Origin of the sequence: Amycolatopsis magusensis, from assembly GCF_017875555.1 — a bacterium.
Lineage (GTDB): Bacteria > Actinomycetota > Actinomycetes > Mycobacteriales > Pseudonocardiaceae > Amycolatopsis > Amycolatopsis magusensis.
Genome location: NZ_JAGGMS010000001.1, coordinates 6,660,079 through 6,681,064 on the forward strand (window position 1 = coordinate 6,660,079; position 20,986 = coordinate 6,681,064).

At 70.0% G+C, this 20,986-nt stretch carries 18 protein-coding genes; 9 read left to right on the forward strand and 9 right to left on the reverse strand.

Annotated elements, in window-relative coordinates:
- Positions 1-69 precede the first annotated feature (69 nt).
- Positions 70-792: an Asp23/Gls24 family envelope stress response protein gene (locus JOM49_RS29520; RefSeq protein WP_209667455.1), complete on the forward strand. Its 723-nt coding sequence runs from the start codon at positions 70-72 to the stop codon at positions 790-792.
- Positions 793-845: 53 nt separating this feature from the next.
- Here JOM49_RS29520 and JOM49_RS29525 read toward each other — a convergent pair whose 3' ends face one another.
- Both JOM49_RS29525 and JOM49_RS29530 read right to left on the reverse strand, forming a co-directional pair.
- Entirely contained in the window at positions 846-2,885 is a 2,040-nt protein-coding gene (locus tag JOM49_RS29525) for a hypothetical protein (protein ID WP_209667456.1), read from the reverse strand.
- A gap of 27 nt (positions 2,886-2,912) precedes the next feature.
- Entirely contained in the window at positions 2,913-4,154 is a 1,242-nt protein-coding gene (locus JOM49_RS29530) for an ATP-grasp domain-containing protein (RefSeq protein WP_209667457.1), read from the reverse strand.
- 156 nt (positions 4,155-4,310) lie between these two features.
- Between JOM49_RS29530 and JOM49_RS29535 the strand changes: the two genes are divergently transcribed.
- Positions 4,311-5,135 carry a PaaX family transcriptional regulator gene (locus tag JOM49_RS29535; protein ID WP_308159072.1) on the forward strand — a complete coding sequence of 275 codons (825 nt, stop codon included), beginning with the start codon at positions 4,311-4,313 and terminating at the stop codon, positions 5,133-5,135.
- 5 nt (positions 5,136-5,140) lie between these two features.
- Here the strand turns inward: JOM49_RS29535 and JOM49_RS29540 are convergent, their stop codons facing one another.
- Genes JOM49_RS29540 through boxC form a run of 3 tightly spaced genes read right to left on the reverse strand, consistent with a single transcriptional unit; the run spans position 5,141 to position 9,738 of the window.
- Positions 5,141-6,682 carry a benzoate-CoA ligase family protein gene (locus JOM49_RS29540; RefSeq protein ID WP_209667459.1) on the reverse strand — a complete coding sequence of 514 codons (1,542 nt, stop codon included), beginning with the start codon at positions 6,680-6,682 and terminating at the stop codon, positions 5,141-5,143.
- Positions 6,683-6,692: 10 nt separating this feature from the next.
- Positions 6,693-8,114 (reverse strand): benzoyl-CoA 2,3-epoxidase subunit BoxB, encoded by a 1,422-nt coding sequence (gene boxB, locus JOM49_RS29545; RefSeq protein WP_209667460.1) that lies wholly within the window; start codon positions 8,112-8,114, stop codon positions 6,693-6,695.
- A 4-nt stretch (positions 8,115-8,118) separates the two neighbouring features.
- Positions 8,119-9,738 (reverse strand): 2,3-epoxybenzoyl-CoA dihydrolase, encoded by a 1,620-nt coding sequence (boxC, locus tag JOM49_RS29550; protein ID WP_209667461.1) that lies wholly within the window; start codon positions 9,736-9,738, stop codon positions 8,119-8,121.
- A gap of 233 nt (positions 9,739-9,971) precedes the next feature.
- Here boxC and JOM49_RS29555 point away from each other — a divergent pair, with 233 nt between their 5' ends.
- The 3 genes from JOM49_RS29555 to JOM49_RS29565 all read left to right on the forward strand — a co-directional run bounded on the left by JOM49_RS29555 (position 9,972) and on the right by JOM49_RS29565 (position 12,339).
- The gene (locus JOM49_RS29555; protein WP_209667462.1) at positions 9,972-10,982 is read left to right on the forward strand and encodes a LacI family DNA-binding transcriptional regulator; all 1,011 of its coding nucleotides are present in this window, start codon (positions 9,972-9,974) and stop codon (positions 10,980-10,982) included.
- A gap of 113 nt (positions 10,983-11,095) precedes the next feature.
- Complete coding sequence (locus JOM49_RS29560; protein WP_209667463.1) at positions 11,096-11,524, forward strand: hypothetical protein; 429 nt, start codon at positions 11,096-11,098, stop codon at positions 11,522-11,524.
- Positions 11,521-12,339 carry a hypothetical protein gene (locus JOM49_RS29565; protein ID WP_209667464.1) on the forward strand — a complete coding sequence of 273 codons (819 nt, stop codon included), beginning with the start codon at positions 11,521-11,523 and terminating at the stop codon, positions 12,337-12,339. Before JOM49_RS29560 ends, JOM49_RS29565 begins: the two co-directional genes overlap by 4 nt.
- A 60-nt stretch (positions 12,340-12,399) precedes the next feature.
- On the opposite strand, the gene JOM49_RS29570 is transcribed toward JOM49_RS29565, so the two are convergent.
- Positions 12,400-13,236, reverse strand: coding sequence for a hypothetical protein (locus JOM49_RS29570; RefSeq protein ID WP_209667465.1), 837 nt, complete (start codon positions 13,234-13,236; stop codon positions 12,400-12,402).
- A 229-nt stretch (positions 13,237-13,465) separates the two neighbouring features.
- Here JOM49_RS29570 and JOM49_RS29575 point away from each other — a divergent pair, with 229 nt between their 5' ends.
- From JOM49_RS29575 to JOM49_RS29585, 3 genes are read left to right on the forward strand one after another with little or no spacing between them, the layout of a single operon-like run.
- Positions 13,466-13,642 (forward strand): hypothetical protein, encoded by a 177-nt coding sequence (locus JOM49_RS29575; protein WP_209667466.1) that lies wholly within the window; start codon positions 13,466-13,468, stop codon positions 13,640-13,642.
- Complete coding sequence (locus JOM49_RS29580; RefSeq protein WP_209667467.1) at positions 13,636-16,656, forward strand: lantibiotic dehydratase; 3,021 nt, start codon at positions 13,636-13,638, stop codon at positions 16,654-16,656. The genes JOM49_RS29575 and JOM49_RS29580 overlap by 7 nt, the downstream gene beginning before the upstream one ends.
- Positions 16,653-17,957 carry a lanthionine synthetase C family protein gene (locus tag JOM49_RS29585; RefSeq protein ID WP_209667468.1) on the forward strand — a complete coding sequence of 435 codons (1,305 nt, stop codon included), beginning with the start codon at positions 16,653-16,655 and terminating at the stop codon, positions 17,955-17,957. Before JOM49_RS29580 ends, JOM49_RS29585 begins: the two co-directional genes overlap by 4 nt.
- 6 nt (positions 17,958-17,963) lie before the next feature.
- On the opposite strand, the gene JOM49_RS29590 is transcribed toward JOM49_RS29585, so the two are convergent.
- The 3 genes from JOM49_RS29590 to JOM49_RS29600 are packed head-to-tail and all read right to left on the reverse strand — an operon-like array spanning position 17,964 to position 20,164.
- Entirely contained in the window at positions 17,964-18,650 is a 687-nt protein-coding gene (locus JOM49_RS29590) for a hypothetical protein (RefSeq protein WP_209667469.1), read from the reverse strand.
- Positions 18,651-18,668: 18 nt separating this feature from the next.
- Positions 18,669-19,814 (reverse strand): thiolase family protein, encoded by a 1,146-nt coding sequence (locus JOM49_RS29595; protein WP_209667470.1) that lies wholly within the window; start codon positions 19,812-19,814, stop codon positions 18,669-18,671.
- Positions 19,811-20,164 carry a Zn-ribbon domain-containing OB-fold protein gene (locus JOM49_RS29600; protein WP_209667471.1) on the reverse strand — a complete coding sequence of 118 codons (354 nt, stop codon included), beginning with the start codon at positions 20,162-20,164 and terminating at the stop codon, positions 19,811-19,813. Before JOM49_RS29600 ends, JOM49_RS29595 begins: the two co-directional genes overlap by 4 nt.
- A gap of 50 nt (positions 20,165-20,214) precedes the next feature.
- On the opposite strand from JOM49_RS29600, the gene JOM49_RS29605 reads away from it, so the two are divergent.
- Positions 20,215-20,973: a TetR/AcrR family transcriptional regulator gene (locus JOM49_RS29605; protein ID WP_209667472.1), complete on the forward strand. Its 759-nt coding sequence runs from the start codon at positions 20,215-20,217 to the stop codon at positions 20,971-20,973.
- Positions 20,974-20,986 lie beyond the last annotated feature (13 nt).

Consider the following 20,986-nt stretch of genomic DNA (forward strand, 5'->3'; position numbering starts at 1 on the left):
GACGGACCCCTGGCTTGGCGCCGCCTGCTCGCGCTCTCCCGAATCCTCCGCTCCCGAAAAGGGGAAACCATGTCCGACGTCGTCAACAGCATCTTCGGCCGCACGCCCAGCGAGTACGCCGCGAGCACGAACACCCCGGAAACCCGTGGCACCGAAACGATCGTGGACGACAAGGCCGACCTGGCCGACTCCGCGGCCACCTCCGCGCCGACCGCGATCGTGGTCGTCGAACCGGCGGCCGCCGAGTCCGACAGCGCCGCCGACACCGACAGCGCCGCCGAGACCGACACCGACGAAATCGACGACAACGACACGGCCGAGACCGAGACCGAAACCGACGCCGCCGAAGACGTCGACACGGACGAGCAGGTCGAGGACGAGGACGAAGCCGAAGAGGCCGACGAAGCGACCGCCCCCGAGGACATCACCGCGGAAGCCGAGACCGCTACCGAGGAAGAGGAAGAGGAAGAGACCGTCGCGGCTCCGGTCCGGCCCGCCGCGGCCGTTCGCGGTAACACCTCGGTGGACGACGGCGTCGTCACGAAGGTCGTGACCATGGTGGCCCGCAAGGCCGAAGGTGTGCACGAACTCGGCGAGGACATCTCGGTCGGCATCGAGGACGACGTCGCCCTCATCGACATCCCGCTGGTGATCGAATTCGGCCACGCGGTCAAGGCGCTGGCCGAGCAGCTCCGGACCGACGTGATCGAAGCCGTCGAGCAGTTCCTCGGCCTCGAGGTGGAAGCCGTGGACGTGCGCGTCACCGACATCCACCTGCCCGACGCCGGCTGAGCCGGGCCGGAGGGCCCGGTCCTGGGTGCGGGAGCGCCCCCGGACCGGGGCCCTCAGCGGTCGTGCGGAGCCTTCAGCGCCTGGAGCCTGCCCGAGGGCAGCCGGTCGGCGCCCCAGCTGCGTTCGATGAAGCCGGTGATCCGCTCGACGTCCTCGGCGGGCACCTTCTCCGGCTCGCCGCGTTCGAGCGGGTCGATGTGGAAGATGTAGAGCCGGGAGGCGAACTGGTCGAAGGGCAGGGACGCCTCGCCGAACCGCTCGCCGTTGCCCGCGGTGGACACCACGACGCCGTCGCCCCAGTCCTGGCCGCTGTCGTTGTTCGGGTTGTAGAAGTACACCCGCATGACCTCCTGCGGGTCCGGGGCGACCCGCAGGATGGTGATCGCGTGCCAGCCGACGTAGCGGGCCGCGCTGTCGGTGACCGCGACCCCGGCGGGCTGCGGGTGGATCAGCGGCTGCCCGCCGTTGTACTCCGGGTGGTAGCTGGCGTGGAACTGCCGCAGGAACGCTTCGAGGTCGATCAGGTTGCCGGTCTCGACGTCGACGTTGATCCGGAACCCGCGGGCCGCCCACCAGCCGTGGAACTCGGGGTTGACCCACCGGTGCGGGTCGCCGGGCCGGTCGGCGCAGCGCCGCCCCATCTCGGCGTAGATCCGGTCCAGGTGCGGCACCACCAGCAGGGACACCGGGTCCAGGTCGGTCGGCAGGGTGGTCGCCACCCCGGCCTCGCTGTCCTTCGACGAGATCGGCTGCCCTTCGAAGTGCATGGTGATCTCGTCGTCGCGGGCCGCCCAGACCACCATCTGCAGCAGGTAGTCCGGGTCGTTGTAGGCCCACATCGACAGCGCGCGGGCCGACTGGCAGGTCGGGTTGTCGCCCTGCCCGACGCCCAGCGGCAGGCCCAGCATCGACAGCACGCCCGCGACCAGCCGCGCTTCGGGGCCCGGCTCGTCGCCGAACACCGAGATCAGGCGCTCCCGCGCGGCGTCCGACAGCTCCAGCGCCAGCTGCCGCCACAGCGCGGGGACCAGCGGCGGTTCGTACAGGATGCCGCGGTCGAGCAGCAGCGCCAGGCCGTAGATGCACTGCGCGGTCTGCGGGTGCACCGCCTCCTCGATCAGCTCGTGCACCAGGTCACCGAAGCGCAGCAGGCAGTTCCGGCCGGTGTCGGACAGCCCGAGCGCCTCGCCGAGCAGGTAGTCGCTCTTCTGCAGCAGGAACCGCAGCAGTTCGGCGTGGTACGGCGAAACCAGGCCCGTGTCGTGCATGGCCCTGGCGAACCCGGCGGCCTCGTACTGCAGGCCGCCGTTGTCCATCGCCTGCAGCCGCGCGCGGAAGACCTCGACGCCCGGATCCTCCCGGCAGGCCTCGGTGGTGCCGAACAGGCTGGTGATCAGCCGGTCGATGCCCTGCCCGGACAGCGTGCCGGGGTCCACGTCCGGATCACCGCGGTAGACCGCGATCCGGGTGATCAGGGACTGCACCTGGTCGACCTGGATCGGGCGCTGGCGCAGGATCCGCCAGATCTCGTCGACCAGCTTGTCCAGCACGCTCTCGTAGCCGATCTCGTCGGCGATGTGCCGGAACAGGTCCCTGATCAGCTGCGCGGTGCGCCCCTGCTGCGTCCGCTCCGCCTCGGTGGGCGGGGTGAACAGCAGCTCCAGGTTCATCGCCAGCACCTGGGACAGGAACTCGCGGGCGTCCTCGGCGGAGATCGACGGGTGCTCGTAGTCACCCCGCGCGACGGCGAGCGTCCGCAGCTCGCTGCACGCCTCCATCACCACGGTGTCCGCGTCCCCGCTGTGCAGCCCGGGCCCGACCAGCGCCGGGATCAGGATCTCCGGCGAGGCCCAGTCCGTCTCCAGGAACAGGCCGGCCTCCTCCAGCGCCTGAGCCCTGGCCTGGACCGCGGCGGCGCCGCCGGGCTGCACCAGCACCCGCCGCAGCGCCTCGAGCACGCGCCGCAGCTTCGTGTGCTTGCCGAAGTCGCGGGTCTCGGCCATGGCCCGGACGGCGTCGTCGAGCGAGGTCACGCGCTTGTCCAGCGTCGTGGGCGCGCCCCCGGCGCCCTGGACATCGACGGTCGGTTTCAACGGCTTCCTTGGTTTCCCTGGGCTTCGTCAGACGTAGAAGTCGAACTCTTCCTGCTGCTTCAGCAGCTCACGCATCCGGTAGGAATCATCGCCGAAGAAGTACAGCAGACCCCAGTGGGTCCCGAACGCGGTCCTCTTGGTCACCGTCTCCTCCAGCGGCGCCGAGAGGTCGTGTGACTCGTAGTAGTCGTGGTCCTCGGTCTCCGGCGGGATCCGCAGCTCGCTGACCACCCGGCGGCGCGGGTAGACCCCGAAGCAGCCAGCCACCCCGGTGGCGTCCTCGACCTCGCGGGGGAAGAAGGCGTCGATCTCCTCCTCGGTGGTCTTCGGGTCGAACGCCAGCGCCAGCCCCTGGTAGGCGTTGAACCCGTACGCGCGCTCGAGCAGCTCGAACACCTTGAAGCCGGGCGGCCGGTAGGCGACCTCGCCGAAGTACATCTCGCCGTCGCTGGTGACGAAGTACTCCGGGTGCACGAACCCGAACTCGATGTCGAAGGTCTTGATCAGCTTCTCGATCTGCGCGGTGATCGCCGGCCGGTACCGCTCCAGCTCCGGGGTCGCCGGCACGAACACCGAGTAACCCAGCGTGACGTACTCGGAGATGTTGAGGAACTTGATCTTCCCGTTGTGGATCCACGCCTCGACGGCGAACTCCCAGCCGTCGAGGTGCGACTCCATCAGCACCGGGAACTCCTCGTCCGGGATGGTGTCGACCTCGTCCGGGGTGCGGATGACCCGGTGCCCGAGGCAGCCGGCCTTGTCGAAGGCCTTGAGGTGGATCGGGTCGTTCGGGTCGCCGTCGAGCTTGAGCAGCGTCTGGTTCACGCGCTTGAGGAACCGGATCACGTCGTCCCGGTCGTGGGCCTCCTCGAAGATCCCGACCCGGATGCCGCCGAGCTGCGCCCGCCGCTTCATCAGCGACTTGTCCCGCAGCAGCATGGCCTGGCCGAACAGGCGCGGGTTGTCCAGCAGCACCGAGTTGATCGCCCCGGCCCACTCGACGGTCTCCTCGAACAGCGGGATCGCCACATCGACGCCCTCCTTCTGGAGGGTCTCGGCGATCTCCATCGAGCGGTCGTTGAGCCGCTCGAAATTCCACGGCAGGTAAGGGATGCCGTGTTCGACGCAGTACTTCTCCGCCCAGTCCGGCGCGACGACGACGTAGCGCCGGTCGAAGCGGTCCAGTGCTTCCACCGCGTTGAGACTCCAGCCCAGCAGGGCCAGATAACCCTTGTCGGGGTTCTTGACGGCCGGTTCGGATGTTGGCATGGACCGCTCCTCCGTTTCGGCGCACACAGCATGAACAACTTCGCGGGCCCACCGTACCCCGGGGTATGCCCGCGCACTGGACGCGCAGCTCCTACAACAACCTCACGTGATTCCACATTGTTGTAGCATTTACCGGTGAGCACCACTCGGCCGACGGTGAGCAGGCGCCGCGAAGTCAGCCACACCAGCGCGCGTTCACTGCTGATGACGGTGCTCGGCGAATACGTGCTGCCACGGGAAAGTCCGGTGTGGACGGCCACGCTGGTGGACGCGCTGGCCTTGTTCGGCATCGAGGAGAAGTCGGCGAGGCAGGCGCTGGCCCGCGCGGCGGGTGAGGGCTGGCTGGAGTCGGAGCGCGCCGGGCGCCGGGTCCGCTGGTCGCTGACCGCGCCGGGCAGGCAGTTGCTGACCGAAGGAGCCCGGCGGATCTACGATTTCGGCAGCGCGGGCCGGGGCTGGGACGACCGGTGGCTGGTGGTGCTGGTATCCATCCCGGAATCCCAGCGTGACCTTCGACACCGCTTGCGCACGCAGCTCACCTGGGCCGGGTTCGGCTCGCCCTCGCCGGGTGTGTGGGTCAGCCCGCACGTGGCCAGGGAAGCCGAAGCACACACGATCCTCGACCAGCTCGGTGCCGGGTCTCCGATGTCCTTCATCGCCTCGTACGGGGAGATCGGCGAAGAGGAGACGCTGGTGGCCCGTTCCTGGAACCTGCGTGAGGTGGCGGACCAGTACGACGCCTTCATCGACCAGTTCGACGCGCTCACCCCCACCGCGGGCGAGGAAGTGCTGAGCGCGCAGACCCGTCTCGTCCACGAGTGGCGCCGGTTCCCGTTCCTCGACCCGCAGCTGCCCGCGCGGCTGCTGCCCCCGGGGTGGAGCGGGGTGAAGGCCGCGGAGTTGTTCCACGGCAAGCACGCCGAGTGGCGAGCGGGCGCGCAGGAACACTGGGACAGCTTGACGGGCAACGAAAACGCCTGACACGGTCAACCGGCGGGGGCGTCGACCGGTTCCCTCAGCAGGGTCGTGCTCACCATGTCCCGTAGCACATTGCGCCGGATCTTGCCGGTGGCGGTCTTCGGCAGTTCGGGCACTTCGACCACCGCCCGCGGGCGTTTGAACGCGGCGAGCGTGCCGCGGCACCACTGGATCAGCTCGTCCCCGTCCACCGCCCGGCCGGGAACGGGCACGACGACCGCGACCGGCTTGTCGAGCGCGTCGGCGTCCGGCGCGGCGACCACCACCGCCTCGGCCACGTCGGGGTGCTGGAGCAGCCGGTCCTCCACTTCGGCCGGGCTGACCCAGATCCCGCCCGCCTTGAGCATGTCGTTGAAACGGCCCAGACAGCTCAGCGTGCCGTCGGAGTTGCGGACGTAGGTGTCGCCGGTCTGCATCCACTCGCCGAGGAAGACCTGCCGCGTGGTCTCCGCCCGGCACCAGTAGCCGATCGCCGCGGAGTCACCGCGCACATACAGCTCACCGACGATCCCGGCACCGTCGATGACGGCCCCGGTGGCGTCCCGGATCTCCACCTCGTAGCCGGGTACCACGGTGCCCGAGGAACCGGGATGCACCTGGCCAGGCCGATTCGAGACGAAGATGTGCAACATCTCCGTGGAGCCGATGCCGTCGAGCACCTCGACGCCGAACCGGTCCAGCACCCCGTGGTAGAGCCGCGGCGGCAGCGCCTCACCGGCGGAAACCCCCTGCCGTACGGTGGAAAACGCGTCGTCCGGCACGTCGCTCGCGAGCAGTGGTGCCCAGAAACTGGGCGTACCGAAGAAGAGTGTGACACCCTCCTCACGCACGCGCTCGGCGAACAACGCCGGGTTCGGGCGGCGTTCGTCCAGGATCGCGGTGGCGCCCACGGACATCGGGAAGAACATCGAATTCCCGATGCCGTAGGCGAAGAACAGCTTCGCCACCGACAGGCACCGGTCGCCGGGGCCGATCCCGAGCACCCGCTGCCCGTAGTTCTCCGCCACCGTGCGGATGTCGGCGTGCCGGTGCATCGCGGCCTTGGGCCTGCCCGTGGTCCCGGAGGTGTAGAGCCACAACGCGGGTGAATCGGCCCAGGTCGGGTAGGACCGTTCGACCGGCTCCCCGGTGAACGCGTCCCAGTCCTCGACCACGTGCTGGATGTCCGGCGCGCTCCGGGCGGCCCGGCCGGCGGTCTCCGTGAAGGCCGGTGCGGTGAGCATGATCCGCGCCCGCGAGTCGACCACGAGATCGCGCAGTTCGGGCTCGGTCAGCATGGTGGAGGTGGGCACCGCGATCGCGCCGAGGTGCATGGTCGCCAGGATCGACACGAACAACTCGAGGTCGTCGCCCAGGCACATCATCACGCGTTCCTCGGGACGCACCCCGAGTCCGCGCAGCGCGCCCGCCACCCGGTGCACCTCGGCGGACAGTTCGGTGTAGGTCAGCGTCCGGCTGGTCGAGACCACGGCGGTCCGGTCACCGCGGCCCTGCGCCAGGTTCCGTTCGAGGAGGTAGTCGGTGGCGTTGAAGGTGGTGGGAGCGGGCATCTCTACCGCCTCAGGGCAGGTGGACGTACTCGTAGTCGAACGGCTTGCCGTTGATGCCGTTGATCGGCGGCGCGACCCAGGAGGCGATCTTGCCGCGTTCGTACACCGGGTGCATCAGCGAGCGGACGAACGCCAGGTCCTCGGTGGTCGGCAGCCAGCTGCGCCGTCCCGCCTGCCAGGTCGCCTCGTCCACGATGGTGCCGTCGGGGGTGATGTGGTGGCCGCGGTTGATCCCGACGTTCCGGTTGAACCCGGGGTGGGGCAGGGAGAAGCGGAAGCCGAGGTCGTTCTCGGCCAGGATCCGGTTCCAGCGCTTGAGCCCGGTCCGGCAGTCGGCGATGTACTCCGAGCGCAGGTCCAGGTTGAGCGCGAGCAGGGTCTGCACCTCGTCCTGGGTCCAGGTGCCGTCGTCGACGGGCCGGTCCAGGAAGGTGCTGCCGTCGGTGAGCCGGTGGTCGTCCTTGCGGCGGGTCTCGTTCCACCGCCCCTTCAGGCCCGCGGTGTAGTAGTTCGCCGCGTTCGTGGAGGTCTCGCTGCCGAACAGGTCGAGCGAGACGGTGTAGTGGAAGTTGATGTACTTCTGGATGATCTCCAGCGGGATGCCGCCGTGCGCGGCGATGTCGGTGGTGTCGTGCTCGCGGATCAGCTGGGCACTGCGCAGCACCACGCGGTCGACCCCGGTGGTGCCGACGAACATGTGGTGCGCCTCCTCCTTGAGCATGAACTCGCAGGTGCGCGAGAGCGGGTCGAAGGCGGACTCCTTCAGCGTGCCGAGCTGGTACTTGCCGTCCCGGTCGGTGAAGTAGGTGAACATGTAGAAGGCCAGCCAGTCGGCGGTCTCCTCGTTGAAGGCGCCGAGGATGCGCGGGGTGTCCGGACTGCCGGAATTGCGGTACAGCAGCCCTTCGGCCTCCTCGCGGCCCTCCTTGCCGAAGTAGGCGTGCAGCAGGTAGACCATCGCCCAGAGGTGACGGCCCTCCTCCACGTTGACCTGGAACAGGTTGCGCAGGTCGTACAGGCTGGGCGCGGTCAGGCCGAGCAGCTTCTGCTGTTCCACCGAGGCGGGTTCGGTGTCGCCCTGGATCACGATCAGGCGCTGCAGGTCGGCGCGGTACTCCCCCGGCACCTGCTGCCAGGCCGGTTCGCCGGCGTGCTCCCCGAAGGCGATCCGCCGGTCGCCGTCGCGCTCGGCGAGGAAGATGCCCCAGCGGTAGTCGGGCACGTGCACGTGGTCGAAGTGCGCCCAGCCCTCCCGGCCGACGCTGACCGCGGTGCGCAGGTACACCCCCTGCGTCCGCAGGGTCGGGCCCATCTCGCCCCACCAGTTCAGGAACTTCGGCTGCCAGCCCTCCAGCGCGCGCTGCAGCCTGCGGTCGGAGGAGAGGTCGACGTTGTTGGGGATCTTGGCGTCGTAGTCGATCTTCTCTGGCATCAGCTCACACCCGCTTCCGGTCGAAGACGGCCTTCCGGCCGGTGCCGTACCGCCGCAGCGCCCCGTCCTCGCCCGCGGCGTTCGGCCGGTTGAAGATCCAGTTCTGCCAGGCGGTGAGCCTGCCGAAGATCTTGGTCTCGGTGGTTTCCGGGCCAACGAACCGGTGGTTCGCCTCCATGCCGGTCAGCGAGTCCGGGCTCAGCGCGGCCCGCCCTTCGAGGACGATCCGGATTTCGTCCTCCCAGTCGATGTCATCGAGCGCGTCGGTGACCAGGCCCAGTTCGTCAGCCTCGGCGGGGGTGAGGGCGTGCCCGACCTCCTTGCGCAGCCAGTCGAGGTGGTCGGTCTCGAGGTAGAAGCGGGACTCCAGGCGCGACAGGCCGTTGCCCATCGGGAACCGGCCGAAGTTGGCCTCCGACAACCTGATCGACGCACGCAGCGGACTGTCCATGTCCTCGATCGGCGGACCGTCCAAGATGTACTGGCGGTCGCAGGCCAGCGCGAGTTCGAGCAGCACCCCGGCGAAGCAGCTGCCGGGCTCGATCAGCGCGATGAGGCTGCGGCTGGTGACGTCGAGCCGTTTGAGGGTCCGCTTGTAGAAGTGGACGATTTCGTTGCACAGCCAGTCATCCGGCTTGCCGAGCACCAGTTTTTCGTGCGCCAGCACGGCTTCGGTGTCGCCCTCGGTGCGGATGACCCAGGTGCCCAGCTCGGGTTCGTTGGTGCGCAGGCGCAGGATGAGGTCGTCCAGCTCGCGGGTCATCGTGAGCAGCCAGTCGGCTTTCTCGCGCGGGCCGTGCACGGTGATGTCCACGGTGTCGGTGCCCAGTTCGGCCCGTACGTATTCGTAGGTGTAGCCGTCCGGTTCGAGCGGGGTGAGTTCCACGCCTTCGGCCCCCAGCGGCCGGGAACTGCGCTCGGCCAGCTCCAGCGCCCGCTGCCGGACCACCTCGGTGAAGTCCCGCCGGGGCGCCAGTTCGTCCACGAGCCGCCACTCGACCGCGGTCCTGCCGCGGATCCCGTCGCTGCGGGTGGCGAAGACGTCGGCGCGGTCCTTGCGCACGCGGCGCTTGTCCACCACCCTGGTCAGCCCGCCGGTGCCGGGGAGCACGCCGAGCAGCGGCACCTCGGGCAGCGCGACGGTGGACGAGTTGTCGTCGATCAGGATGATCCGGTCGCAGGCGAGCGCCAGTTCGTAGCCGCCACCGGCGCACGACCCGTTGACCGCGGCGAGGTAGGTCTGACCGGAGTGCTCGGTCGCGTCCTCCATCGCGTTGCGGGTCTCGTTGGTGAACTTGCAGAAGTTGACCTTCCACGCGTGCGAGGACCCGGCCAGCATGCGGATGTTGGCCCCGGCGCAGAAGACGTTGTCCTTGCCGCTGGTGAGCACCACCGACCGCACGCCGGGGTGCTCGAAGCGCAGGCGCTGGACGGCGTCGTGGAGCTCGATGTCCACGCCGAGGTCGTAGGAGTTCAGCTTGAGCTCGTAGCCGGGGACGATGCCGCCGTCCTCGTCGACGTCGAGTTCCAGCCAGGCCACCACCCCGTCGATCCGGAGCTTCCAGTGGCGGTAGGCCGCCGGATGCCTGGCGAAGCTCACCGCCGGCACGACAGTCGCCGTCATGCGACCTCCTCTTCCGTGGTGGTCCGCGACTCATTATCTACACAAGCCCTGACTTGCGTCAATCTTCTGTAGAAGGTCAGCGGCCCGCAATGCCAGGAGTGGGGCATTACTTGCGTCGAATGCAAGTAATGCCCCACTCATAGCATTCGCACCCCATCGATTTGCCCGGCCTGCTGCGTCCGGCAAGCTGCGCACCTGAACTTGCAGGAACGAGTTGATCCGGAGGTCGGCTGGTGGTGCGCGCTGGGCGGGTGACGCTGCGTGACGTCGCGGACAGGGTGGGCCTGTCCGCCAACACCGTGTCCCGGGCGCTGTCGGGCAAGGACCAGGTCAGTGAGGCGACGCGTGAGCTGATCGTGGCGGAGGCCCGGCGGCTCGGGTACGTGCCCCACAGCCAGGCCCGGTCGCCGGTCCCCGGCACCACGGCGGTTCTCGCGCTGGTGATCACCGACCCGTCCAACCCGTTCCACGCCGCGCTGATCTCCGCGGTGGAGCGGCAGTGCCGCCTCGCCGGGTACTCCGTCCTGCTGCTGGTCACCGAGGAGAACGAGGACAACGAAGCACGCGCGGTGCGGCAGCTGCTGAAGTTCGGGGTCGACGGGGTGCTGGCCGTGCCGAGCCGGCACCGGCCCGGGGTGTGGGCGGAACTGTCCGACGCCGGGCTGCCGGTCGTCCTGCTCGGCCGCGACCTTCCGGAACTAGGATTCGACTTCGTCGGCATCGACGTCGAGCGGGCGGTCACCGACGCGGTGACGCGCGTGGCCGGGCCGGATCCGCGGCGGGCGTGGCTGTTCGACGAGGACCTGGAGATCAGCACGGTCGCCGCGGGTTTCCGGCGAGCGCTCGGGGACGATTCGCTGGTGCTGAAGGTGCCGGGCCACCGCACGCGAGACGCCACGCTGCCGGACGACGCCTACCGGCTCGCCGCCGGCCTGATCACCCGCGAGCACCACCCGGAACTGGTGGTGACGGGCACCGACTACTTCGCGCTCGGGGTGTACAAAGCGGTCCGCGAGCGCGGACTCACCGTCGGCGAGGACGTGCGGGTGCTGGGGTACGGCGACCACCCGTTCGCCGCGTACCTGGAGCCGGGGCTGACGACGATCCGGCTGCCCGCCGACGAGGTCGGCGCCGCGGGCGTGGACCTGGTGCTGCGCCGGCTCGCGGAGCCGGCTCGGCCGCGTGAGGCGGTCCTGCTGAACGCGACGCTCATCGAACGGGACTCGGCACGCTTCCAGCGGTGAGCGCGCACGATCGAGTGACGCTCGCAGCCATTCGGCTGGCACCCGGTGAGACGGCCGCTTCGGGCCGGGAGTCGTGGCTAGGGTGAACGGCGTCGTCGAGGGAGGGGGCCGCCGTGCTGCCGGAAACACTCGCCGCCTTGGCAGCCGCGGGTGGCACCGCCTTCGTGGAGGCGATGGCCACCGACAGCTGGCAGAGCGTCAAACACCAGGTCGTCGCCTTCTTCGCCCGGCACGGTGGCGCGGGCGGGACGGCGACCATCGAGCAGGCGCTCGACGCTGACGCCCAGGTCGTCGCGGAGGTCGGCGAAACCGAGCGATCCCAGGTGCGCCAGGAACTCCTGCCGCGCTGGCAGGGACAACTCTCGAGGTTGCTGGCGGAGAATCCCGCCGCCCGATCGGCTTTGCAGGCGTTGATCACCGAGATCGGCACGGGCGGCCCGAGCGGGAAGCAGACGGTGAACCTGGTGGCGGGCCGCGACGGTTACGTCAACATCCAGGGGAACCAGACCGTCACGAACCACCGCGGGCGACACCGGCGATGAGCTCCCCGCCCGACCCGGACCAGGCCGCTCGTGACGGCTACTTCAACCACGGCGGCCACTTCAACGTGCACAACCACGAGCACTTCCACCCCGGGCCGCCCCGGCGCCGGGCGCTGGTGTGGCTCGGTTTCGTGGTGGCGGCGGTACTCGTGGCCGCTGTCGGCGGATACGCGGCCTGGCGCGCGAATTCGACTCCGGCGGACACCGAACCGCTCACCGCGGTGGCGGACTACCAGCCGGATTTCCCGTATCCGGCGGCGGTCCACCCCCGTCCACTCGGGCAGCAGGAGTTCCCGAACGACCAGGATTGCCGTTCCGTGGTCGGCTGGGCGGTGGACCAGGGCGGCGCGCACACCAGCGGCACCACCCCGGTCCGGCTCGTCCTCGGCAGCAGGCGGGACACCGCGGTCGTCACCCGGATCGCCGTGCGGGTCGTCGAACGCCAAGACGCTGTGGCGGGCACGCTGTTCACCTGCGGCTCCTCGGGCACACGACCCATTCCGCTCACCGTGGACCTGGACGCGACCACGCCGATCGTCCGAGCGCAGAAAAGCGATGGCACGCCGGGCGAGATCTTCGCCGAGCACAACGTCGAAGAGGTGAAACAGGGCGAGTCACGGATCCTGGACCTGAGCGCCCAGACGACCCGGTGTCTCTGCCGCTGGGTCATCGACGTCGAGTACGTCTCGGACGGAGAACCGCGAACCCTGACCGTCACCCCTCGGGGACAGGCGGGTTTCCAGACCACCGCGACCGAAGCGGCGGCCCGCCGGTACACCGCGCTCAGCGGCAGTTCGATCTGGGCGGTCGGCTAGACTTCGTGTTCCAGGATGCCGGTGCATCGACCCTGTTTCGGAGCTCGAGACGCATCCTGGTCAGCACTTGATGCCCTCGCGGAATGCCTTTTCTTCGTGGCACCAGACGAAGGCCTTGTCGAAGTCGTCGTCCCGCATGGTGGGTTCGGTGATGAGCGGGACGTTCTTCGTGTCCGCCTTCCGCACCGCGGTGTAGGACTTGCCGTTGTTGAGGTAGTCGACCTCGATCTGCCATTCGTAGGCTTCCCCGAGCACTTCGACGAAGACCACTTTGCTCCACACCTCCATCCGCTGAGCGGTGACCGTATCGGGCAGCTCGACCCTCCTCTGGCCCTTCGCGCTCATCACCTTGTCGTGCAGGCCGTCGGCGCGTACCTCGAAATCCGACGGACCGTCGACGCCGTGCGGGTTGGTGCATTGGTACAGGTAGTTCGGCGGCTCTATGCCGGGTACGGCGGTGAGGAACCGGACACGCAGGTCGGTGACCGTGATCTCCTGAAACGACAAGGGAACCACTTGGACGGTCACTTCGGCATCGCGGGCATCGCGCCCGGAGACCGCCTGCACCGCCTCATACGACCCACTGCACCCGGTGGACCCGTGGATCGACCGGTCGTTCGGGTTCGTGACCACGGGCCCGAGCCGGTCCGGCGTCACGTCGGTGACCTGGGCCCAGGCGTCTTCGGTCCGGGATCGCCACACGCTGACGGTCGCGGGCTCCTCGGTCTGGGTCTTCGGCGGCGGTTCGGGCGACGGTGGTTCGGCTGCTGGCGAACTCGTCACCGCCACCGGAACCTCGTCGGACGGCTGGGTGATCCGGTCGACGACGAGGTAGCCGGACGCACCGGCGACCAGCAGCACCGCGACACCGGCCAGCGCGAGCACTGTTCGACGCATCGGCCCAGGTTAATCGATGTTCAACCGGGGAAGCCGTCGCTTTCGAGGCATAGCGGCGACCCCATCGGATGACGCCGCTCCACTGACGGTGTCACTGCCCGCGAAATACCGAACGAATCAGGGTTTCGCAACCGCTTCAAGCGTGGCTGTAAAGCGTTGACGAACCAGCGTTACCGGGGTGTGATCTGCAGCCACCAAAGCCGTAAGCCGAGGTGAAGGAGTGAAGACCATGGGCGAATTCGATCTCGACCTCAAGATCGAGGGGGTGGCCGGGGCCGGCTGGGCCGAGCACTTCGGCGGTGGCGCCGTCAGACTGGCGGACCACCCCCGGCACGACGTCGCCGCGCTGAACACCTGCACCTCCCCGTGCACGTCGGTCGCCTGCACCCATTCCGGATCGTGCTGAGCCGACAGACGTGGGCAGGCCCGGGCGAGCCGTCGGTTCGCTCGGGCCTGTCGCCAACCCGCTTCCGGGCGCTCGACTTCGCGATCGTGCGGTTGTCGGCGCGCTCGCCCGGCGACTCGTTCTCCAGCGACCTCTGGGCCGATCCCCACTTCCGTGAAGCGGTCGAGGTTTCCAGCCCGTCGCTCGCCGCCACCTTGGACAAGATCAGCTCCGGCGCGCTCACCGATCCGGCCAGGCAGCGCCGCGCGGCCCTGTCGCTCAACCGCTACCTCGCCAGGATGACGCAGCGGCCGACCCCGTTCGGCTTGCTCGCCGGGGTGGCCGCGGCCGGTTTCGGGGACCAGCCGAAGATCCGCGTCGGCACCGGGCACCGCAGGCACGTGCGCGTCGACCGGAGCTGGCTGGCGGAAGTGCTCCGCCTCCGCGAGACCGATCCGGCGGTGCTCCCCCGGCTCCGGGTGGTCCGCAACGACCTGTGCTTCTCCCGGGGCGACCGGCTGGTGCTCCCCCTGGTCCCCGAGGAAAGCGGCGTTCGCGGTCCGGACGACCGCGAGCGCACCATCCGGCACACCCGCCCGGTGGGCGCCGCACTCGAGGCCGCCCACCCGCCGATCGCCTTCCCCGCCCTGCTCGCGCGGCTCGGCGCCGAGTTCCCGCAGGCGGGCGAGGAAGTGCTCGCCAACCTGGTCACCCAGCTGGTGGCCGCGGAATTCCTGGTCACCGACCTGCGCCCGCCCGCGACCACCGAGGACCCGATCGCGCACGTGCTCGCTCGCGGCGGTCCCGCACCCGAGCTGGCGAAGGTCCGCGACGAACTCGCCCGGTACGCCGCCACCCCGGTCGGCCAGGGCCACGAAGCGCTGCGCGCGGTGACCGCCACCATGCGCGCCATCCATGACCAGGCGCAGCTCCTGCAGGTCGACCTCGGTATGGACGCCGATTTCGTGCTGCCCGCCGCCGTCGCGGACGAACTGGCTTCGGCCGCCGAAGTCGCCTGGCGGGTGGCCCCGCCACGGCTGGCGCCGGCCGATCCGCTCGCGTCCTACCGCCGGGACTTCATCGAGCGGTACGGCATCGGCACGGTAGTCGGCATCAAAGACGTACTCGACCCGGAACGCGGTATCGGCCCGCCCGCCGGGTACCTCCTACCGCCGGGGAACCGGTCGAGCGGCACCGAACGCCCCGGCGAGTCCGAACGGGACGCCACCTTGCTCGAGCTGGCAACTCGGGGCGGCCGCGAAGTGCTGCTGGACCAGGAAACCATCGAGCGACTCGCCCGCCAGGACACCCCCGGCGACCGGGGCTCGTACGCGGAACTGTGCGTCCAGCTCCTCGCCGATTCCCAGGATGCCCTGCGGCGTGGGCAATTCCGGCTCATCGGCGGTGGTGACGTCAACTTCACCCGGGTCGGCGCGTTGTTCGGCCGGTTCCTGCCGCTGGTCCCCGAACTGCGGGACAAGGTCGGCGCGGTGGCCGCGGACCTCGTCGGTGAGGCGACCCCGATGCAACTGCTCACGCCGCCACTGCACCCGCGCATGGTCAACGTGACGCAGGTGCCCAGGTTGACCGGCGAAGCGGTGGTGCTCGGCGCGTTCGCCGAGCGCCCGGCCGAGCTGGGTCTCGACGATCTCGGGATCACCGCGTACTTCGACCGGTTCGCCGTGGTGTCGCTGCGGGACGGGCAGGAGATCGCGCCTCTGGTGTTCCATTCGCTCAACCCGAAGCTCGCCGTGCCGAACGCGGTGCGCCTGCTGCTCGAAATCGGCGAGAGCCACACCCCACCCTGGCCGCTGTGGCACTGGGGCGCCGCCGCGGATCTCCCCTACCTGCCCCGGATCCGTCACGGCCGCACGGTGCTCAGCCCGGCACGCTGGCTGCCCGATCCGCGGCTGCGCGAGGACGTCGGACACGGCGAATGGTTGCGGCGCTTCGAAAAATGGCGAGCCGAGTGGGACGTGCCGCGCGTCGTGCACGCCACCACCGAAGGCGAGCGCCGGATCCAGCTCGACCTGAACTCCCCCACCGCCCTGGAACTGTTGCGCGCGGACCTCCGGAAGCACCCGGAACTGGTGCTGCGCGAGGAACCCGCCGGCGGTGAGTTCGGCTCCGGCTGGGCCGACGGGCACGCGGCCGAGGTGGTCGTCCCGGTGATGCCGATCCGGGCGGGACCCACCCGGACCAAGACCGCCCCTCGTCCGTTCGTCGGCCGCTCGTACCCGCCTGGTGGGGAATGGCTGTATCTCAAGGTTTATGCCGACCGGGGCAGGCATGCCGAACTGCTCAGCCGACACCTGCCCGCGCTGGTGACGCAGGCGCAGCCGTTCAGCGACAAGTGGTTCTTCCTGCGTTACGCCGACCCGGGGCACCACCTCCGTATTCGCTTCCACGGTGCTCAGGCGGCGCTCAACGGCGAACTGCTGCCCATCGTGCACCGGTGGGCGGACGAGCTGATCGAGGCAGGCCTGATCGCCGACCTCGCGACCGGCACCTACCAGCCGGAAATCACCCGCTACGGCGGTCCGAGCGCCATCGAGGCCGCCGAACGCGCGTTTCACGCGGACTCTCAGTGCGTCCTGGAGCAACTATCCCTGCGGCAAGAGGGAAAGCTCGACCTGCCGATGGAACTCCTGGTCGCCGCCAATCACCTCGAACTGGCGCGAGCGCTGTGCGGCGACGACGGGTGGCAGGACTGGCTGCTCACCACCTACCCGAAAGACGAGCACCACCAAGCGTTCCAGCGGTGCCGTCGCGACGCCCTGCGGCTGCTCGATCCCGACCGGAAACACCTGAGCCGGGAACTGCTGGACAGCTGGGAGCGGCGTGCGCCGCTGCTCCAGGACTACGCACGCCTCGTCCGTGGCACCGAAGCAGCGCCGGAAGCGTTCGCCTCGATGCTCCACGTGCACCACAACCGCCTCAGCGGCACCGGCCTCGACGCGGAACGGGAGGCCTACGCCATCGCCCGCGGGATCGTGCAGGCCCGGCGGGACCGCGAACGACAGGAGCGCCGATGACCACGTACCTCGTGACCGAACTGGCCGAGCGGCTCGCCGACCCGGCGCGGGTGGTGGCGACGACGGACGCTCCGGGCAACGCCCTGCGGATGGACACCCGGGACGCCACGTTGTGGAGCCCGGCGGGGTTGTCCGACGGCCACCCCGCCTTGGCCCTGCTGTACGCCGAGCTCAGCGTGGACGATCCCGGACTGCGTGAGCAGGTCCACGCCCATCTGCGGGCCGCACTCGCCTCGACAGCCCCGCCCGCGGGTGGCGGACTGTTCGGTGGCATCGCGGCGGTGGCCTTCGCGGCGCACGCGGCGGCGGAGGAAGCCGGTGGGTACCAAGGGATGCTCGCCCAGCTCGACGAGGCGGTCAGCCGGGAATGCCGGGCGCTCGCCGCCCGCGACCGCGCGAGGATCGCCGACGGTCTGCCGATCGGCGGGTGGTCGGGCTACGACGTGACCTCCGGGATCGCCGGTGTGGGCAGGCACCTGCTGGCCCGCCACCGGTCGACCGGGAACCCGCTGGTGCTGAACGCCTTGGAGGAGGTGCTCGCGACGCTGGTGGACATCGCGGTCGCCGACGACGTGGAGATCCAGGGGCAGCGCGTGCCCGCGTGGTGGAACCACCACGACACGGCGGGCATCACCGACGAAGACAGCGGGCACCTCAACTTCGGCATGGCGCACGGCGTGACCGGTCCGCTGGCCTTGCTCGCACTCGCCCGCCAGGCCGGGGTGACGGTGGCCCGGCACGACGAGGCCATGCTGCGGATCCTGTCGCTGATGCGGAAATGGCGGCTCGACGACGAGTCAGGCCCGTTCTGGCCGTACTCGGTCACCCTGGACGGGCCGTCGCCGTCGGGCCGGTACCGCGAGGTGTGGTGCTACGGCGCCGCCGGGATCGGACGCGCGTTGTTCCTCGCCGGGACCGCGCTGGGCGACGAAGAGTGGTGCGAGACCGCGCACAGGGCGTTGCGAGGGGCGTTCGACATCGCCTTCGCCGGGGACAGCCCGATCCGGGACTTCGGGCTCTGCCACGGCTGGGCGGGGCTGCTGCAGATCGCTTCGCGGATGTCGTTCGGCACCGGCGACGAGTACTACGCCGAAACCGCGGACGAACTCGCGGCACAGCTGGAGAAGGCCTACGACCCGGAGGCGCCGTTCGGGTTCCGCTACGACTACCCCGGCTCGGTCCGGCCCCTCGACCGCCCCGGCTTCCTGGAGGGCACGGCGGGCATCGCGCTCGCCCTGCACACCCACGCCACCGGCGAACCCCCGGTCACCGGGTGGGACGCGCCGCTGCTGATCGGCTGAGCGTTCTCAGTACGGCAGGAGCGTGCCGAGCCGGACGTCGATCCGCTGGAAGTCCTCCTTCTGGTCGTCGAGGTGGTTCAGGGACTTGACGACGGCCGTGTCGCCGTCGATCTCGACGACCGTGCCGGGCACGCCCGCGACGAACGGGTACGGCGCCGAGGGTTCCAGTTCGTGGTCCGCTTCGAAGTACGGGGTCTTCCCGATCAGCCGGTGGACCGTGCCGTGCCGGTCGGTGAGCGCCACTTCGACCAGGCCGGGCTGCGGGTCGTCGTCATACCACCGGATCGCGACCGCGGGCATCAGGCACTCGGCCCCCGGCACCACCAGCCGCCTGAGCCCGGCCTGCACGGCTTTGCGGCCCGCCGCCCGGTTGTTCGCCTCGTTGGTCTCGATGATGTGCGGCAGCACTTCACGCACCACCACCCGGATCGGCGGGGCCGGGGTGCCGAAGCGCTCCTCGAACTCGGCCTGGACCCCGAGCACGATGTTGGTGAAGCACAGCGGCACCAGCTCGGGGTAGTCTCGCGCGTCCGCCCGAATCCGCTCGCCGATCGCGTCGACGGCCTCGAACTCCGCGGCGGGCTCCAGGTCCACCAGCGCGGTCGCACCGCCCTTCGCCGAATGCTTGGTCGCGACGTCACCGCGAAGATCGCGGAGGGGCAGCGCGTGCAGCAGAGCGTCGATGAGGGCCACGCCGGCAGGCTATAGCGTTCAGGCCCGGCGCAGGACGTGAACGAGGCAGACCGCGCCCACGCCGACCAGGTGCGCGAGCCCGGTCCGCGCGTGCGGGTGCTGGCGGTCTCCGGCTTCACCGCGCAGTTGCGTGGTGATCTCGGCGATCTGGCCGACGCCGGTGGGTCCGATGGGATGCCCCATGGACAGCAGCCCGCCGGAGGCGCTGACGGCGACACGGCCGCCGATGTCGAACTCGCCCGATTCCAGTGCGTACGCGGCACGGCCGGGTGCGCACAACCCCATGGCTTCGACGTAGAGCAGTTCTTCGACGGTGAACGCGTCGTGGAGTTCGACGACGTCCACCTCGTCGACGGTGATCCCGGCTTCGGTGATGGCTTCGGCGGTGGTTTCGCGGGTGAGCGCGGCGTCGAAGTTTTCGCCGTCGTACACGGTTTCCGAGCGGGAGGCCGAGGACAGCACGGTCACCGCGCGGTGCCGGTCCAGCCCGAAGCGGGCGATGGCGTCGTCGGAGGCGACGATCGCGGCCGCGGCACCTTCGCCGATGGGACAACATTGCAGCCGGGTGAGCATGCCGCTGATCCGCGGTGGCGCGAGCACTTCGTCCAGGGTGCGTGGCTTGCGCCGCTGGGCGTTCGGGTTGAGCGCGCCGTTGCGGCTGTTCTTCACCGCGACCGCCGCGATCTGCTCGGGGGTGACGCCGTGGTCGTGCGCATACCGGGAGGCCAGCAACGCGAAGTGGGTGGCCGGGACGACGCGGCCGTCAGCGAGGTCGTGCAGCCCGGCGGCTTTCTGCGGCGACGAGAACTTCAGCGGTTTGTCGACCCCGACGGCGATCGCCACGTCGGCCAGCCCCGCGGCGACCTCGATACAGGCCTGGCGGAAGGCCGTGGAACCCGAGGCTGAGGCGTTCTCGACCTGCGCCAGGGGGATGCCGGTGGCGCCCAGGTGCCGGAACATCAGCCGGGACAGGCCCATGCTGGTGGTCGCGGTGCCCGTATAGGCGGCCTGGACCTGGTTCCACGCCAGCCCGGCGTCGCTGAGCGCGGCGCGGACGGCGTGCACGCCGAGCCGGGTGTACGGGGTGTCGCCGGGACGCTGGTACGGGTGGAGTCCGACGCCGACCACGTGCACCGGCCGGAGCCGCGCGAGGGTGGCGGTCATGCGCGGAACACCGGCTCGACCTCACCGTCGTCCGCGCTCCAGACCGCGTGGACCAGGTCACCGATCCGCGGGTCGGGCACGTCGAGAAGGGCGCGGATGAGCGGGCCGTCGTCGAGCTGGATCTCGGCGATGGTGAACGGGGTTTCGCGGTGCACCCGCGCGAAGGCGTGAATCCTTCCGCGGGCGGCGACCGGGCAGGGGCGCAGTTGTTCTTCCGGGGCACCGCAGGCTTCGCAGCCGATGGCCAGCGGCGGGAAGTAGACCCGCTCGCACCGGGCGCACCGGGTGCCGGTCAGGGTCGGGTATTCGGCCTCCGGATCGTAGAGGCCGGGGTGGGCGGCTGTACGCATCGGAACCCCACTTACTTGTTAACTGCTTAGTAAGTTAGTACGGTGGGCCCATGGCGTCCAGTGCGGGGAAGCAGCGCACCCAGGAGGAACGGCGGTCGCGGGCCGAACGCTCGATGCTGGCCGCCGCCGTCCGGCTGTTCAGCCGCCGGGGCGTCGAGCAGACCTCGATGGCCGACATCGGCGAGGAAGCCGGGTACAGCCGCGGCCTGGCCAACCACCACTTCGGTTCGCGCGCGGAACTGGTCGAACGGCTCGCCCGGCGGTCACAGGCCGAGTTCGTGACCAGCCTGGGCGACACCGGCGGCGAAGAACTGCGCGAGCTGGCCGAACGGTTCGGCATCGGCGTCGAGACCGGGGAACAGCCCGGGATCACCCAGGATCTGGTGGACCGGCTGGATGCCCGGCCGCCGTCCGCGCTGCTGAAGGACCTGGGCGACTTCGGGGGCGTCGAGCTGCGGGCGCTGGTGGCGCTGGCCGACGCCTACCTGGCCACCATCGGCGGCGGCTCGGACGCCGTCCGGGCGTTCCTCGTCATGTGGGGGGCATCCTTCCCCGAAGAAACCGCGCTGCGCCTGGTGTTCGCGGCCAACGACGCCCGGTTCCGCCGCAGTGTGGAAGAGCTGGTGCGCCTCGGCCAGCTCAACGGGAACCTCGATCCCGGGGCGGATCCGGCGGGTACCGCGACCGTCGTGGTCGGCCTGCTGCGCGGCATCTCGGCGCAGTACACAGTGGACCCCGGCGGGGTCGATCTGGACGCGGCGCGCCGGACGACCGCGCGATTCCTGCGCGACACCCTCGGCGTCGCCTGACCGGACCTCCCGG